18 protein-coding genes and 1 riboswitch are annotated in these 13,910 nt (G+C 71.9%); of the genes, 9 read left to right on the forward strand and 9 right to left on the reverse strand.

Going from position 1 to position 13,910, the window contains the following annotated elements; translation table 11 throughout:
* The first annotated feature begins 310 nt into the window (after window positions 1-310).
* Window positions 311-538 carry an antitoxin gene (locus ABZZ04_RS38585; protein WP_093551072.1) on the forward strand — a complete coding sequence of 76 codons (228 nt, stop codon included), beginning with the start codon at window positions 311-313 and terminating at the stop codon, window positions 536-538.
* Window positions 535-906, forward strand: a complete 372-nt coding sequence (locus ABZZ04_RS38590; RefSeq protein ID WP_356936914.1) for a fic family toxin-antitoxin system, toxin component — start codon at window positions 535-537, stop codon at window positions 904-906. The genes ABZZ04_RS38585 and ABZZ04_RS38590 overlap by 4 nt, the downstream gene beginning before the upstream one ends.
* 102 nt (window positions 907-1,008) lie before the next feature.
* Here ABZZ04_RS38590 and ABZZ04_RS38595 read toward each other — a convergent pair whose 3' ends face one another.
* From ABZZ04_RS38595 to bioB, 4 genes are all read right to left on the reverse strand, one after another.
* Window positions 1,009-1,686, reverse strand: a complete 678-nt coding sequence (locus ABZZ04_RS38595) for a class I SAM-dependent methyltransferase (RefSeq protein WP_356936915.1) — start codon at window positions 1,684-1,686, stop codon at window positions 1,009-1,011.
* Between the two features lie 116 nt (window positions 1,687-1,802).
* Window positions 1,803-2,492, reverse strand: coding sequence for a dethiobiotin synthase (gene bioD, locus ABZZ04_RS38600; protein WP_356936916.1), 690 nt, complete (start codon window positions 2,490-2,492; stop codon window positions 1,803-1,805).
* Between the two features lies 1 nt (window position 2,493).
* Complete coding sequence (locus tag ABZZ04_RS38605) at window positions 2,494-3,798, reverse strand: adenosylmethionine--8-amino-7-oxononanoate transaminase (RefSeq protein WP_356936917.1); 1,305 nt, start codon at window positions 3,796-3,798, stop codon at window positions 2,494-2,496.
* Complete coding sequence (bioB, locus tag ABZZ04_RS38610) at window positions 3,791-4,957, reverse strand: biotin synthase BioB (RefSeq protein ID WP_356936918.1); 1,167 nt, start codon at window positions 4,955-4,957, stop codon at window positions 3,791-3,793. The genes ABZZ04_RS38605 and bioB overlap by 8 nt, the downstream gene beginning before the upstream one ends.
* Before the next feature lie 142 nt (window positions 4,958-5,099).
* On the opposite strand from bioB, the gene ABZZ04_RS38615 reads away from it, so the two are divergent.
* Window positions 5,100-6,242, forward strand: coding sequence for an 8-amino-7-oxononanoate synthase (locus ABZZ04_RS38615; protein ID WP_356936919.1), 1,143 nt, complete (start codon window positions 5,100-5,102; stop codon window positions 6,240-6,242).
* Here ABZZ04_RS38615 and ABZZ04_RS38620 read toward each other — a convergent pair.
* Window positions 6,235-6,441 (reverse strand): DUF397 domain-containing protein, encoded by a 207-nt coding sequence (locus tag ABZZ04_RS38620; RefSeq protein ID WP_356936927.1) that lies wholly within the window; start codon window positions 6,439-6,441, stop codon window positions 6,235-6,237. The genes ABZZ04_RS38615 and ABZZ04_RS38620 overlap by 8 nt on opposite strands.
* Before the next feature lie 27 nt (window positions 6,442-6,468).
* Window positions 6,469-7,329, reverse strand: a complete 861-nt coding sequence (locus ABZZ04_RS38625) for a helix-turn-helix transcriptional regulator (protein WP_356936920.1) — start codon at window positions 7,327-7,329, stop codon at window positions 6,469-6,471.
* A 204-nt stretch (window positions 7,330-7,533) separates the two neighbouring features.
* Here ABZZ04_RS38625 and ABZZ04_RS38630 point away from each other — a divergent pair, with 204 nt between their 5' ends.
* Window positions 7,534-7,965 (forward strand): ATP-binding protein, encoded by a 432-nt coding sequence (locus tag ABZZ04_RS38630; RefSeq protein WP_356936921.1) that lies wholly within the window; start codon window positions 7,534-7,536, stop codon window positions 7,963-7,965.
* An 84-nt stretch (window positions 7,966-8,049) separates the two neighbouring features.
* Here ABZZ04_RS38630 and ABZZ04_RS38635 read toward each other — a convergent pair whose 3' ends face one another.
* The 3 genes from ABZZ04_RS38635 to ABZZ04_RS38645 form a co-directional block, all read right to left on the reverse strand.
* The gene (locus ABZZ04_RS38635; protein WP_356936922.1) at window positions 8,050-8,523 is read right to left on the reverse strand and encodes a C40 family peptidase; all 474 of its coding nucleotides are present in this window, start codon (window positions 8,521-8,523) and stop codon (window positions 8,050-8,052) included.
* 3 nt (window positions 8,524-8,526) lie between these two features.
* A riboswitch (cyclic di-AMP (ydaO/yuaA leader) is annotated at window positions 8,527-8,707 on the reverse strand.
* A gap of 390 nt (window positions 8,708-9,097) precedes the next feature.
* Entirely contained in the window at window positions 9,098-9,406 is a 309-nt protein-coding gene (locus ABZZ04_RS38640; protein WP_148837847.1) for a hypothetical protein, read from the reverse strand.
* A gap of 7 nt (window positions 9,407-9,413) precedes the next feature.
* Window positions 9,414-10,049 (reverse strand): ATP-dependent Clp protease proteolytic subunit, encoded by a 636-nt coding sequence (locus ABZZ04_RS38645; protein WP_356936928.1) that lies wholly within the window; start codon window positions 10,047-10,049, stop codon window positions 9,414-9,416.
* A gap of 92 nt (window positions 10,050-10,141) precedes the next feature.
* Between ABZZ04_RS38645 and ABZZ04_RS38650 the strand changes: the two genes are divergently transcribed.
* The 5 genes from ABZZ04_RS38650 (at window position 10,142) to ABZZ04_RS38670 (ending at window position 13,792) form a co-directional block, all read left to right on the forward strand.
* Window positions 10,142-10,426, forward strand: coding sequence for a type II toxin-antitoxin system Phd/YefM family antitoxin (locus ABZZ04_RS38650; protein WP_356936923.1), 285 nt, complete (start codon window positions 10,142-10,144; stop codon window positions 10,424-10,426).
* A 259-nt stretch (window positions 10,427-10,685) separates the two neighbouring features.
* On the forward strand, window positions 10,686-10,988 hold the full coding sequence (locus ABZZ04_RS38655; protein ID WP_148837849.1) for an urease subunit gamma: 303 nt from the start codon (window positions 10,686-10,688) through the stop codon (window positions 10,986-10,988).
* A gap of 12 nt (window positions 10,989-11,000) precedes the next feature.
* A complete protein-coding gene (locus ABZZ04_RS38660) occupies window positions 11,001-11,312 on the forward strand; it encodes an urease subunit beta (RefSeq protein WP_356936924.1) in 312 nt (103 codons plus the stop codon).
* On the forward strand, window positions 11,305-13,026 hold the full coding sequence (locus tag ABZZ04_RS38665; RefSeq protein ID WP_356936925.1) for an urease subunit alpha: 1,722 nt from the start codon (window positions 11,305-11,307) through the stop codon (window positions 13,024-13,026). Before ABZZ04_RS38660 ends, ABZZ04_RS38665 begins: the two co-directional genes overlap by 8 nt.
* Before the next feature lie 103 nt (window positions 13,027-13,129).
* Window positions 13,130-13,792 (forward strand): urease accessory UreF family protein, encoded by a 663-nt coding sequence (locus ABZZ04_RS38670; RefSeq protein WP_356936926.1) that lies wholly within the window; start codon window positions 13,130-13,132, stop codon window positions 13,790-13,792.
* Window positions 13,793-13,910 lie beyond the last annotated feature (118 nt).

The following is a 13,910-nucleotide window of genomic DNA, read 5'->3' on the forward strand; positions in this document are numbered from 1 at the left end:
TCGTGCGTGCTCGGCCGGTCCGGCGGTTTCCGCGATGACAGCCATGGTTAGCGGCGGCCCCGGCAGGGGTCAATGATGTGACGTACTACCCGAATGCGGAGTAATGTCCGAAATGCGAGCTTTGGCGGCGATCTGGAGCCGCCGAAGAGGACCCGTCACTACTAAGCGCCTTGGTATGTGACGTGGCTCCTATGGGTGGCATCACACCCGGGAGGCCGTTTCGGGCCCTTCATGAGGGGTGGCCGACGGGTGTACGGGGCACCGGGAGCAGCTGTTGCCGGTGCTAGCGCAAGCGCGCTAGCGTTGTCTCGTGCCCAAGACTCAGCTGAACGTGAGAGTGGACGAGGCCACCGCCGAGGCCGCGCGGCAACGCGCGCTGCAAAGGGGGATGAGCGTGAACCGCTACATAGAGGAGCTCGTGCGGCAGGACGCGGGCGAGGTCGGACACACCTTCGTCGAAGCAGCGGCCGACTTCATGAAGCAGTACGAGTCGGTGTTCGCCGAGGAGTTCGGCCCGGAGCGCAAAGGCACGCGTTGAACCTCCAGATCGACCTGTCCTGGCTGCTCATGGTGGCCGAGCACAAGACCCCCGGCGATCCGCAGGTCGTCGACTGGGGCGCGCTCGTGGCCGCGGTGGCCCGTCATGAGGCCGAGATCTTCGGCAGTCCCGTCTACAGCGACCCGCACACCAGGGCCGCCGCACTCCTGCAGCTGTTGCTCCACGTCCCTGCGCTCGAACACTCCAACGCGATGTTCTCCTCCGCCGTCGCGTACGGCTACCTCGTGGCCTCCGGGCTCAAGGTCATCACCTCGCCCGAGCAGGTACGCGATCTGGCCAGGCTGGTCAAGGAGGGCAAGGCCGACGTCCGGGCCATCGCCGACGAGCTGCGCCAGTGGAGCCTGTGACCGCACCGCACAGCGGTGGCACGGCACGGCGGGTGAAGCACCCGCCCCGGTCCGTGACGGCGCGACGGCCGGGCGGCCCGGACCAGGAGGCGGCCCGGGAGGTCAGTCCGGCGCGTCCGTTCGCCGCGCCGTGCCCAGTACACACGACGAGGTGGGCAGCTGGACGCCCCGCTCCGGCATCCTGACCCTGCGGTAGGACTCCACCACGAACCCGGCCCCCTCGATGGCCGCCAGGGTGTCGCGCGCCGTATGGCACCCGCCCGTCAGCAGCGGCCAGACCGTACGGTCCAGTGCCCGCTGCGTCAGCGCCATGGCCCGGCCCTCGGCCCGCACGTGCTCGAAGAAGCGCAGCTCACCACCGGGCCGCAGCACCCGCCCGATCTCCGCGAGCGAGCGCTCCACATCCCGTACGGTGCACAGCACCAGCGACGCGACGGCTCCGTCGAACGCCTCGCTCCTGACCGGCAGCGCCTCCGCCGTGCCCGGGACCACGTCCACCGGAATGCCGGCGCGCAGCGCCGACCGCACCGCCAACTGCCGCAGACCGCGCTCGGGTTCGACGGCCACCACCTCCGCCACCCCGGGCGGGTAGTGCGCGAAGTTCAGCCCGTTGCCCGCGCCCACCTCGATGATCCGGCCGGACAGCCCGGCCAGCAGCTCCGCACGTACCGCGCCCAGCCCCGCCCTGGTCTCCGCGATCACGCTCACCCGGGCGTAGAACCGGGCGAAGACGGGGTGGTGCACCGCGTCCTGCGGGATTCTCGTGCTGCGCAGACGCATGACGGACCTCCTCGGCCAGGCGCACGAGCGAAGAGTGCGGCTCTCCTTGGATTCTTCCCGCTCCGCACGGCGAATTCTCCCCGCCCGGCCCGCTCCGTTCCGTACGGTACGACCGCTCAGCCGGGCGGCCGGGTTCCGCCCAGTTCCGCGGTGAGCCAACTCCCGGACCGCGCACGGAAGTCGGCGGGCGCCAGCGCGCCCGCACCGGCCGGTACCGAGCCCAGGAGCGGCGCGCCCGTCACCACCGGCAGATCCACCAGATTGCAGCGCGCCGCCAGGTCCGGCTCGGCGGGCATGCTGCCCACCACCAGGCCGCGGCATTCGAGCCCCCGGGCCCGCAGCGCCTCCGAGGTCAGTGCCGCGGTGTTGAGCGTGCCCAGCCCGGCGGGCGTCACGACCAGCACCGGGGCGGCCAGCAGCCGGGCCGCGTCGGCGAGGGTCGCGCCCTCGTCGTCGAACCGCACCAGCAGACCGCCCGCGCCCTCGATCAGCACGAGATCGTGCTCGGTCGCCAGTTTCTCCGCCGCGTCGGCGATCTCGTGCGGCCGCACCGGAGGCAGCCCCGCCCTGCGGGCGGCCGTGGCGGGCGCCAACGGCTCGGGGAAACGCGCCAGTTCGACCGCGGTGACATGACCACCGGCCAGCCGCGCCACCTCGGCCGCGTCCCCCGGCTCACCCGGCGCGAGCCCTGTCTGCGCGGGTTTGAGCACCGCGACGGAACGGTCCGGGCGCACCGCAGCCACGGCCGCCGTCACGATCGTCTTGCCGATCTCCGTGCCCGTGCCCGTCACCACCAGAACGGTCATCTCAGCCCTCCCGCGCAGCCGCGCGCACGGCACGGCAGATCCGCGCCACGTCCTCGTCGTCGGTCACGTACGGCGGCATCGTGTAGACGAGGTCGCGGAACGGCCGCAGCCACACGCCCTCCCGCACCGCCGCCCGGGTCGCGGCCGCCATGTCCACCTCGTGGTCCAGCTGCACGACGCCGATCGCGCCCAGCACCCGTACGTCCCGCACCCCCGGCAGTTCCGCCGCCGGGGCGAGGCCGTCCCGCAGCCCCGTGCCGATCCGCTCCACCTCCCGCCGCCAGTCCCCGCCGAGCAACAGGTCGACGGAGGCGCAGGCCACGGCGGAGGCGAGCGGGTTGCCCATGAACGTCGGGCCGTGCGCGAGCACCGGCACATCGCCGCGCGAGATGCCCTCCGCCACCCGGGAGGTGCACAGCGTCGCCGCCATCGTCAGATAGCCGCCGGTCAGAGCCTTGCCCACGCACATGACGTCGGGCGAAACCCCCGCGTGCCCGGCGGCGAACAGCTCGCCCGTGCGGCCGAAACCCGTGGCGATCTCGTCGAACACCAGCAGGACGTCATGGGCGTCGCACGCCTCGCGGAGCACCCGCAGGTACGCGGGGGAGTGGAACTGCATTCCGCCCGCGCCCTGCACCACCGGCTCCACGATCACCGCGGCCAGCCGGTCGGCGTGCTCGGCGATCAGCTCCCGCAGGTGCCGCGCGTACGCGGCGTCCGGTTCCGCGTCGAAACCGGCCGGGGGCGCGTCGGCGAAGACCTGCCGGGGCAGGACGCCCGACCACAGCTCGTGCATCCCGCCCTCCGGGTCGCACACCGACATCGGCTGCCAGGTGTCCCCGTGGTAGCCGCCCCGCCAGGTCAGCAGCCGCTGCTTGGCCGGTCGCCCGGCCGAGCGCCAGTACTGCAGGCACATCTTCACCGCGACCTCGACGGAGACCGACCCGGAGTCGGCCAGGAACACGTGCCGCAGCGGCTCCGGGGTGATCTCGACCAGCCGGGTGGCCAGTCGCACGGCGGGCTCGTGGGTCAGCCCGCCGAACATCACATGGCTCATCCGGTCCAGCTGGCCGCGGGCCGCCTCGTTGAGCACCGGGTGGTTGTATCCGTGCACGGCCGACCACCAGGACGACATGCCGTCCACCAATTCGCGCTGCCCGTGGACCTGTTCGGCCAGCCGCAGCCGCACCCCGGACGCGGACTCCACGACCAGCGGCTCCTGCCGGCCCGGCATCGGGCCGTACGGATGCCAGACGTGGGCCCGGTCCAGGGCGCGCAGCTCGGCCGGGGAGAGGGCCTCACGCATTGGGGGCGAGATCCGTCCCCGCACCGCGGCGGCGGACCGCCACCAGGTCCGTGCGCGCGGCCGACGCCTCCTGGGGAGCAGCCGCGGTCTCCTCGGGCGCGTCGCCGCACGGCGCGCAGCCGCCCCCGTGCGAACCGCAGCCGCCGCCGGACTCCGCGCGGTGCGCGGGCAGCGTCGTGGTGTCCGCGCCCTCCACCTCGAAACCGGCGTCCGCGATCATGTCCAGGTCCGCCTGACCCGCCTGCCCCTCGCTGGTGAGGTAGTCGCCCAGGAAGATCGAGTTGACCAGGTGCAGGGCGAGCGGCTGCATCGAGCGCAGATGCACCTCGCGCCCGCCCGCGAGCCGTACCTCCACGTCCGGGCAGACGAACCGGACCATCGCCAGGATGCGCAGGCAGCGCTGCGGGGTGAGGTTCCACTCCTTGGCCAGTGGAGTCCCCTCGAACGGGATCAGGAAGTTCACCGGCACCGAGTCCGGGTCCAGCTCGCGCAGCGAGAAGACGACATCGACCAGATCGGCGTCGCTCTCGCCCATCCCGGCGATCAGCCCGGAACACGCCGACAGCCCGGCGGCCTGCGCCTGCTGCACGGTCTCCACCCGGTCGGCATAGGTGTGGGTGGTGGTGATCTCCCCGTACGTCCCCTCGGACGTGTTGAGGTTGTGGTTGTACGCGTCGGCGCCCGCCGAGCGCAGCCGTTCGGCCTGCCCGTCGGAGAGCAGACCGAGGCAGGCGCACACCTCGACGCCCTCGTTCTGTTCCTTGATCGCCTCGATGGTCTCCGACACCCGGTCGACGTCACGGTCCGTCGGACCGCGACCGCTCGCCACCAGGCACACCCGCTTGGCACCGCCGGCCACGCCCGCGGCGGCGACCTTGGACGCCTCGTCGGGTTTCAGCCAGGTGTACTTGAGGATGCCGGCCTTCGAACCGAGCCGCTGCGAGCAGTACGAGCAGTCCTCGGGGCACAGGCCGGACTTGAGGTTGACCAGATAGTTCAGCTTCACGCGCCGCCCGAACCACTGACGGCGCACCTTTCCGGCCGCGGCCACCACTTCGAGCAGATCGTCGTCCGACGTCGCCAGTACGGCGAGTGCTTCTTCGCGGGTCGGCAGCTCGCGCCGCAGCCCCTTGTCCACCAGCGTGTTCAGGAGGTCCATGGCGATGATCCTGGCCTACCGCACGGCCCGCAGCCAAGGAGGAACCGGACAACAGAGCCTGTCGAGGGTGTGTGTATTGCCACACCATGACCTGTGGCGCCCGCGGTTAGGGTCTGTGAGCTGCCTACAAAAGGGATTGCTCATGCCCCTCGACCCGTTCGGCTGGATCGACGACGAGGCGCGCCGCCGCGCGGACGCCGGGCTCGTCCGCACGCTCCGCCCCCGGTCCGCCGGGTCCGACGTCCTGGACCTCGCGAGCAACGACTATCTGGGGCTGACGCGGCACCCCGAGGTCACCGCCGCCGCGGCCGAGGCCGCACACCGGTGGGGCGCGGGTGCGACCGGGTCCAGACTCGTCACCGGTTCCACCGCACTGCACGCCGAACTGGAGCGTGAGCTGGCCGATTTCTGCGGTTTCGAAGCGGCCCTGGTGCTGTCGTCGGGCTACGCGGCCAACCTCGCGGCCGTCACGGCGCTCACCGGACGCGGCTCGTTGATCGTCTCCGACGCGGGCAACCACGCCTCGATCGTGGACGGCTGCCGGCTCTCCCGCGCCGAGACCGCCGTGGTCGCGCACGCCGACCCCGACGCCGTGCGCAAGGAACTGCGGGCGCACGGCGGCCGGGCGCTGGCCGTCACCGACTCGGTCTTCTCCGTCGACGGCGACGCGGCACCACTGCCCCGCCTGGCCGAGGTCTGCCGCGCGGAGGGCGCCGCGCTGCTCGTCGACGACGCGCACGGACTGGGCGTACTGGGGGAAGGCGGTCGCGGCGCACTCGCCGCCGCCGGTCTCGCGGGCGGCACGGGGACCGTCGCCACGCTCACCCTCTCCAAGTCCCTCGGCAGCCAGGGAGGAGCCGTCCTCGGCCCCGCCCGGGTCATCGAGCACCTGGTCAACACGGCCCGTACGTTCATCTTCGACACCGGGCTCGCACCGGCCGCGGCGGGCGCCGCACTGGGCGGCCTGCGGCTGCTGCGCCGGGAACCGGAACGCGCCGGCCGGGCCCGTGAGGTCGCCACCGCCCTGTACGAGCGGCTGACGGCGGCCGGCCTGACCGCCGTGCGCCCCGACGCGGCGGTGGTGTCGGTGCGCGCCCCGTCGGCGGAGGCCGCCGTGCGCTGGGCCGCCGACTGCCGTGCCGCCGGGGTCTTCGTGGGCTGCTTCCGGCCGCCGTCGGTGCCGGACGGGGTGTCCCGGCTGCGACTGACCGCGCGCGCCGACCTGACCGAGGAGCAGATCGACGCGGCAGTGACGACCGTGCGGCGGACCGCCCCCATCAGCTGAACGGATCCCGGCACAGACCGGAGACGAAGGAGGTCCAGGCCACCGCGGAGAACCGCAGCGGTGGCCTGGACACGTCCTTGGAGTCCCGTACGGCCAGCCGTCCGTCCATGGACGGAGCGGCTTCCACACAGTTGTTCATACCCGTGCTGCGGCTGCTGCGCCGCCACCGTAAGTCGTGTTGTGCGAGGCAATCCGACATCATGACGTCCTCTCGGGCGGTCCGAAGTCACCGGTCGCCGCGGTCGATCGCGGCGATGAGGTCCAACGAGTGCTCGGGCGACAGCGCGTGTGCCTGCATGGTGCGGAAGGCCGAGCTGTACGCCTCAAGGTCTTCTTTCCGCTCCAGGTAGAGGCTACTCGTCAAGTGGTCAAGAACAATCACGTCGAGATCAGAAGTGTTCGGAAATGAGAAAATAACGAAAGGGCCGGTGAGCCCGGCGTAGCCGCCGACCGAGAACGGCAGCAACTGGAGTTGCACATGGGGGAGTTGGGCCACCCGGGCCAGATGACGCAACTGATCCCTCATCACCCGTCGCCCGCCGACCTCCCGCCGCAGGACCGCCTCGTCGAGCACCGCGCTCAGCCGCAGCGGCGGATCGTTGCGCAGCACTCCCTGCCGGGCCAGGCGCACCTCCACCAGTGAGTCCAGCCGGGCGGCGGGCAGTCCGTCCAGCGAGGCCCGGGTCACCGCACGCGCGTAGTCGGCCGTCTGGAGGAGCCCCGGCACCACCGAGGTCTCCAGGGTGCGCGCGGTCCGAGCCTGGGACTCCAGGCTGATGAAGTCGCGGTACTGGGGCGGGATCAGGCCGCGATAGGCGTGCCACCATCCGGTGCCGCCCCCGCCCGCCGAACCCGCCAGCGTCGTCAGGAGATCCCGCAACTGGGTGTCGTCCACGCCGTAGGCGTCCAGCAGCCGGGTCACATCGGCCGGCCGCACCCCGCTGACACCGGTCTCGATCCGACTGATCTTCGACTGGTGCCAGCCGAGTATCCGCGCGACGTCCCGGCTGGTCAGCCCCGATGTGTGGCGCAGGCTCCGGAGTTCCTCCCCGAGCTTGCGACGCCGTACCGCAGGACCGTGCCGCATCCGCGGCCTCCCTCCCTCGCCCGCCGAACGGACAGTCTGTCGCCCTCCTGCGGTTTCGCGTGACAGGGTTCACCGCATCGAGCGACAGATATATGCATATCTTGGTGGATCACCGTTGCAGAGGGCAGCATCGGTGGCAATCTGGCGCGAAGCACGACCCGGACCGACAGCCGGTCGGTCCGGGTGGGAAAGGGGCGGCTTGCCATGGCGGATCATCAGGAAGCAAGCGTCACTCTGCCGAGCGAGCCGGTATCGGTCGCGGCGGCCCGGAAGTACGTGGCCAGGGTGCTCACCGAATGGGGCCTGGCCGACGGCACCGAATTCGCCGACGGAATCCGGCTCATCGTCTCGGAACTCGCGACCAACGCCGTCCAGCACACCTTCGGGCAGTCGCCCACCTTCACGGTGGACCTCCGGCTGGACCGGGAGGAGCAACTGTCGTTGGGGGTGACGGACAGTCATCCGCGCTGGCCCCGGCGACTGCCCGCGGCCGTCCAGCAGGACAACGGGCGCGGCATGGTCATCATCAGGACCCTGGCCAAGGAATGCGGGGGACGGCTCACGGTCACCCCCACCGCCGACGGTGGCAAGACGGTGTGGATCGTGCTCCCGTGGCCCGGTGCCGTGCGCGGCTGAGGACGGGCCGGACGGGCGGTGGGCGCCGCCGTCGCCCGTCCGGGGCGCGGCCCGGGGAAGTGCCCCCGGGCCGCCGGGCGTGGCTCAGCGGACCCGCCCGTAGTAGACGCTCCTGGTCCAGATCTTCTCCAGCCGGACCACCGCGCCGGTCCTCGGCGAGTGCCAGATCTTTCCCTTCCCGGCGTAGATCCCCACGTGGTAGATGCTGCGGCCGGAGTGGAAGAAGACCAGGTCGCCGCGTTGCCGGTTCGAGGCCGAGACATGACGGGTCTTGTTGTACTGCTGCTGGGCCGTGCGGGGCAGCTTCTTGCCCGCCTTCTTGAACGAGTAGAGCGTCAGGCCGGAGCAGTCGAAACGGTTGGGGCCGGTGGCCCCCCAGCGGTAGGGCGAACCCTTCTTCGACGCGGCGATGCTGAGTGCCTTCATCGACCGGGTCGCGGCCTGGGCCTCCGTCGTGGCACCCGGGGCGAGCATGGTGCCGCCGACGGCGGCGAGCGTCAGAACCGAGGCCGTACCGGCCCGGGCGAGCAGAGACGGGACATGAACCTGCGCAGTCATGCGCAACCCTTCGTCAGCCGCCTGTGAAGGATGACCTGTCGGGTTCGGGCTGGCGAAGTTGCCCGGCCGCTTTCGGCGGCTTCACCCCGAGGGACGACCGATGTTCCGGCCGACCCGTTGTGCTCGGGTCCTCCACTCCTGCCGATCCACTTCCGTCGACCAGGCATCCGGGCGGCGGCAGGACTCGGCGTCCGCCCGGACCGCCCCGCCGCGGTGGCGGGGGCTTGTCGTCCAGGGGATCTTGACGCACTCACTGTCGGATTTCCGAGCCGAAACGGGGATTTGTGAGGCTCCTCACGACTGACCCGTTCGAGTGGACATGGCGATTCCGACGGCTGTTCGGGACATTCGACCCGGTCTCGTACCAGGGACGGAACGGCTGATTCCGTCCACTGGTCACGCAGAAAACGCAAGTTGGCAAGTCCCTCGCACGAGGGACTCCCTACGCCGAACGAGCGAGGAATTTCGCCGTGCGCTCCGGGCGTGTCGAGTACGGGAGTTGAGTGACGCGCACCGTGCCCCGGAACGGGAGGGGCGGCGCGCCCTCCGGCGGACGCGAAGGGCCGGGCGCCGGTCAACTCGCCGGAGCGGGCGGTACGGTGACGCGCCCGGCCCGCCGCTCCCCGTCCAGCACGCGCAGCGCCCGGGCCAGGGTGGCGGCATGGATCCGGGCCTCCCCGCGCTCGTGCATCAGCGCCAGTGCGTCCCGCAGGTCGCCGGCCCGTGAGACCAGTGCCTGCGCGGCGCGCAACGCGCCGTAGGTGTCGCTGCCCCGGGCCGGGTTGATCCGGCCCAGCTGGTCGAGGACTTCGAGGTAGTGGTCGATGAACTCCCCCTCGGCGCGGGTCAGTGCGGGCAGCGGCGGGAAGTCGGGCGGCTGCATCGGGCGTTCACCGCGCGCCGTGCGGAGGGAGCGACGCCTTGCGGCTCGTCACGATGTGGTCGACCAGGCCGTACGCCTTGGCCCCCGCCGCGTCGAGGACCAGGTCGCGTTCGATGTCGGTGGCGATGCGTTCGGCGTCGCGGCCGGTGTGACGGGCCAACAGGTCGATGAGCACGCCCCGGACCCGTTCCAGCTCCCGCGCCTCGATCTCCAGGTCGGACGGCTGGCCCCGCAGGGGCTCGGGGAGCGCGGGCTGTTGCACCACCACCCGGGCCCCGGGCAGTGCGTGGCGGCGGCCGGGGGCGCCCGCGGCGAGCAGTGTTGCCGCGCAGGAGCCGGCCTGGCCGAGGCAGTAGGTCTCCACCTCGCAGCTGAGGTACTGCATCGTGTCGTGGATCGCAGACATGGCCCCGAACGAGCCCCCGGGGGAGTTGATGTAGAGCGAGACGGGCCGGTCCGGGGCGTCGTGCTCCAGGTACATGAACTGGGCGATCAGGTCGGAGGCGGCGGCGTCGTCGACCGGGGTGCCGAGGAAGACGATCCGCTCGGAGAGCAGCTTGGAGTACGGGTCGAGGGTGCGGGTCCCGCTGCTGGTGCGCTCGGTGAACTCGGGCAGCACGTGGCGGGCGGTGGGGCGGAACAGCATGGCGATGCCTCTCCTCCGGGTCTGCACGGCAGCCTGCACATGCTTCTGTAAAAAATGTACAGGACGTACAGAAGGTTATGATGGGGAGCATGGCCTATGAGATTCCGGTGACGCAAGCACGGGCTGAGCTCGCCGAACTGATCAACCGTGTCGTCTACGGCGGCGAACGCGTGGTCGTGACCCGGCACGGCAAGCCGTTGGTGGCGCTGGTCTCGGCCGCTGACCTGGAACGACTCGAGAACGAGGAGGCGGCGGCCGAGGAGCGGGCGATCAGTTCGGTCTCCTCGATCGGCTCCCCGCCGTCCGCTCCCGGCGAACGGCAGCGCTTCGGCATCGCGGCGGAACACTCCCGGCACCGGGAGCCGGGCAGCTGAGGGGTGCGGCGGGGCCGCCCCGCCGGCTCCCCGGTCCACGGCCCCCTCGGGCCGGCCCGTGCGCCGGTCCCCTTGCGTCGGCCTGCATGCGAGCCGTACGTCCATGGATCGGCAAAGGGTCGGTTAACGTGCCGGAAAAACTTCGGCCCTAACGTGCAATACCTCGCCGCGGGACACCCGTACGGCGTTCAACAGTCTGTTGAGCGCGGCTAGTGTCCCGCTGTGCCCGGGGCCGGGCACGGGACTGTGAGGTGGAAGCGTGCGACTGACCCCGCACGAGCAGGAACGCCTGCTCGTCCATGTGGCCGCCGACGTGGCCCGAAAACGCCGGGAACGCGGGCTGCGGCTCAATCATCCCGAAGCGGTCGCGCTGATCACGGTGCACCTGCTGGAGGGCGCCCGCGACGGCCGTACCGTCTCCGAACTGATGGTGTCGGGCCGTGCGGTGCTCGGCCGCGACGACGTCATGGACGGGGTGCCCGAGATGATCCACGACGTCCAGGTCGAGGCCACCTTCCCGGACGGCACCAAGCTCGTCACCGTCCACGAGCCGATCGTCTGACGGGGGCCGCCGATGATTCCCGGAGAGATCCTGTACGCGGACGGGCCCGTGCCGTTCAACGAGGGCCGCCCCGTCACCCGCCTCACCGTGCTCAACACCGCCGACCGGCCCGTCCAGGTCGGCTCGCACTACCACTTCGCGGAGGCCAACCCCGGTCTGGGCTTCGACCGTTCGGCCGCCCACGGCCTGCGGCTGAACATCCCCGCCGGGACCGCGGTGCGCTTCGAGCCCGGTGTGCCCGTCGACGTCGAACTCGTGCCCCTCGCCGGACGTCGCGTCGTCCCCGGCCTGCGCGGCGTGACCGGAGGTGCCCTCGATGGCTGAGCTCGACCGCGCCGGATACGCCGACCTGTTCGGGCCGACGACCGGCGACCGGATCCGGCTCGCCGACACCGATCTGTTCGTGGAGATCGAGGAGGATCGCTCGGGCGGACCCGGAATCGCCGGGGACGAGGCGGTGTTCGGCGGCGGCAAGGTGATCCGCGAATCGATGGGCCAGGCCCGTACCACCCGTGCCGAGGGCGCCCCGGACACCGTCGTCACCGGTGCCGTGATCATCGACCACTGGGGCGTGGTCAAGGCGGACGTCGGCATCCGCGACGGCCGGATCACCGGTATGGGCAAGGCCGGCAACCCGGACACCATGGACGGTGTCCACCCCGACCTGGTCATCGGCCCCGAGACCGAGATCATCGCGGGCAACGGCAGGATCCTCACCGCGGGCGCCATCGACGCCCACGTCCACTTCATCTCGCCGACCCTGGTCGACCAGGCGCTCTCCGCCGGGATCACCACCCTGGTCGGCGGCGGCACCGGACCGGCCGAGGGCACCAGGGCCACCACCGTCACACCGGGACCGTGGCACCTCGCCCGGATGTTCGAGGCGCTGGACGCGTACCCCGTCAACATAGGTCTGCTCGGCAAGGGCAACACCATGTCGCGCGAGGCCATGCACTCCCAACTGCGGGCCGGGGCACTCGGATTCAAGATCCACGAGGACTGGGGTGCCACCCCCGCCGTCATCGACGCCTGCCTGGGCGTCTGCGAGGAGACGGGCGCCCAGCTCGCCATCCACACCGACACCCTCAACGAGGCCGGGTTCGTCGCCGACACCCTCGCCGCCGTCGCCGGGCGCACCATCCACGCGTACCACACCGAGGGCGCCGGCGGCGGGCACGCCCCGGACATCATCGGGGTCGTCTCGGAGCCGTACGTCCTGCCCAGCTCCACCAACCCGACCCGGCCGCACACCGTCAACACCATCGAGGAACACCTCGACATGCTGATGGTCTGCCACCACCTCAACCCGGCCGTGCCGGAGGACCTGGCCTTCGCCGAATCACGGATCCGGCCCTCGACGATCGCGGCCGAGGACATCCTCCACGACCTCGGCGCCATCTCGATCATCTCCTCGGACTCCCAGGCCATGGGGCGCATCGGCGAGGTCGTCCTGCGCACCTGGCAGACCGCCCACGTGATGAAGAAGCGCCGCGGCGCACTGCCCGGCGACGGGAGGGCCGACAACCACCGGGTGCGTCGCTACGTCGCCAAATACACCATCAACCCGGCCGTCGCCCAAGGGCTCGACCGGGAGACCGGCTCGGTGGAGACGGGCAAGCTCGCCGACCTGGTGCTGTGGGAGCCGGCGTTCTTCGGCGTCAAGCCGCACCTGGTCATCAAGGGCGGCCAGATCGCGTACGCGCAGATGGGCGACGCCAACGCCTCCATCCCGACGCCGCAACCGATGCTGCCCCGGCCGATGTTCGGCGCGGTGGGCCGTTCCCCCGCGGCCAACTCCCTCAACTTCGTGGCGGGCGCGGCCGTCGAGGACGGACTGCCCGAACGCCTCGGACTCGGGAAGCGGTTCGTGCCCATCACCGGCACGCGCGGCGTCACCAAGGCCGACATGCGGGAGAACGACGCGCTGCCACGGGTCCACGTCGACCCCGACAGCTTCGCCGTGACGATCGACGGCGAGCCGGTCGAACCGGCCCCGGCCGCCGAACTGCCCATGGCCCAGCGCTACTTCCTCTTCTGATGCGGAACGTGCGACCGATGGGACGAACCACGCGACCGATGGAACGGGCCACGCGCCGGACGGCGCGGTCCGCCCGTCCACGACCGACGACACGGACCGGGCGATGAGCCGGGCGGCCCTGCTCGTCCTCGCCGACGGCCGCTTCCCCGCCGGGGGCCACGCCCACTCCGGTGGTGCCGAAGCGGCCGTGGAACAGGGACGGGTCCGCGACGCCGGGGACCTCGCCGCGTTCTGCCGGGGCCGGCTGCACACCGCCGGGCTCACGGCCGCCGCACTCGCCGCGGCGGCCGCCCACGGCCACGACCCGCTCGCCCTCGACGAGGCCGCCGACGCCCGCACCCCCTCGCCCGCACTGCGCGCCGTCGCCCGCAGACTCGGCCGGCAACTGATGCGGGCGGCCCGCGCCACCTGGCCCGGCCCCGAACTCGACGCGCTCGCCGCGGCCCGGCCGCGCGGCGCCCACCAACCGGTGGTGCTGGGCCTGACCGCCCGGTCGGCCGGTCTCGCACCGCTGGACGCCGCGTACGCGGCGGCGTACGAATCCGTCGGCGGCCCCGCCACCGCCGTCGTCCGGCTGCTCTCCCTCGACCCCTTCGAGGCCACCGCCGCCCTCGCCCGGCTCGCCCCCGACCTCGACCGGATCGCCGAACGGGCCGCCGCCGCGGCGCACGGAACCGTCGACGAACTGCCCGCTGCCTCCGCCCCCCTCCTCGACATCACCGCCGAGGCGCACGCGGCCCGCCGGGTCCGCCTGTTCGCCTCGTGACCCCGCCCCGCACGGACCAGGAGCCGCACCCATGCACCTCGACCACGCATCCCACGGCCCCGCCGCCGTGAGCGCCGACGCCACCCGTCCCGACGGCACCCGCCGGGCGCTCAGGATC

The sequence above is a fragment of the Streptomyces sp. NPDC006435 genome (assembly GCF_040612315.1).
GTDB lineage: Bacteria > Actinomycetota > Actinomycetes > Streptomycetales > Streptomycetaceae > Streptomyces.

What these genes read in the sequence shown, in the direction of transcription:
- ABZZ04_RS38650 (WP_356936923.1), top strand. Translation starts at nt 10,142, where the DNA reads ATGGCCTATGAGATTCCGGTGACGCAAGCACGGGCTGAGCTCGCCGAA.
- ABZZ04_RS38620 (WP_356936927.1), bottom strand. Translation starts at nt 6,441, where the DNA reads ATGTCGGATTGCCTCGCACAACACGACTTACGGTGGCGGCGCAGCAGC.
- ABZZ04_RS38670 (WP_356936926.1), top strand. Translation starts at nt 13,130, where the DNA reads ATGAGCCGGGCGGCCCTGCTCGTCCTCGCCGACGGCCGCTTCCCCGCC.
- bioD (WP_356936916.1), bottom strand. Translation starts at nt 2,492, where the DNA reads ATGACCGTTCTGGTGGTGACGGGCACGGGCACGGAGATCGGCAAGACG.
- ABZZ04_RS38605 (WP_356936917.1), bottom strand. Translation starts at nt 3,798, where the DNA reads ATGCGTGAGGCCCTCTCCCCGGCCGAGCTGCGCGCCCTGGACCGGGCC.
- ABZZ04_RS38635 (WP_356936922.1), bottom strand. Translation starts at nt 8,523, where the DNA reads ATGACTGCGCAGGTTCATGTCCCGTCTCTGCTCGCCCGGGCCGGTACG.
- bioB (WP_356936918.1), bottom strand. Translation starts at nt 4,957, where the DNA reads ATGGACCTCCTGAACACGCTGGTGGACAAGGGGCTGCGGCGCGAGCTG.
- ABZZ04_RS38665 (WP_356936925.1), top strand. Translation starts at nt 11,305, where the DNA reads ATGGCTGAGCTCGACCGCGCCGGATACGCCGACCTGTTCGGGCCGACG.
- ABZZ04_RS38630 (WP_356936921.1), top strand. Translation starts at nt 7,534, where the DNA reads ATGGCGGATCATCAGGAAGCAAGCGTCACTCTGCCGAGCGAGCCGGTA.
- ABZZ04_RS38660 (WP_356936924.1), top strand. Translation starts at nt 11,001, where the DNA reads ATGATTCCCGGAGAGATCCTGTACGCGGACGGGCCCGTGCCGTTCAAC.
- ABZZ04_RS38615 (WP_356936919.1), top strand. Translation starts at nt 5,100, where the DNA reads ATGCCCCTCGACCCGTTCGGCTGGATCGACGACGAGGCGCGCCGCCGC.
- ABZZ04_RS38595 (WP_356936915.1), bottom strand. Translation starts at nt 1,686, where the DNA reads ATGCGTCTGCGCAGCACGAGAATCCCGCAGGACGCGGTGCACCACCCC.
- ABZZ04_RS38625 (WP_356936920.1), bottom strand. Translation starts at nt 7,329, where the DNA reads ATGCGGCACGGTCCTGCGGTACGGCGTCGCAAGCTCGGGGAGGAACTC.
- ABZZ04_RS38640 (WP_148837847.1), bottom strand. Translation starts at nt 9,406, where the DNA reads ATGCAGCCGCCCGACTTCCCGCCGCTGCCCGCACTGACCCGCGCCGAG.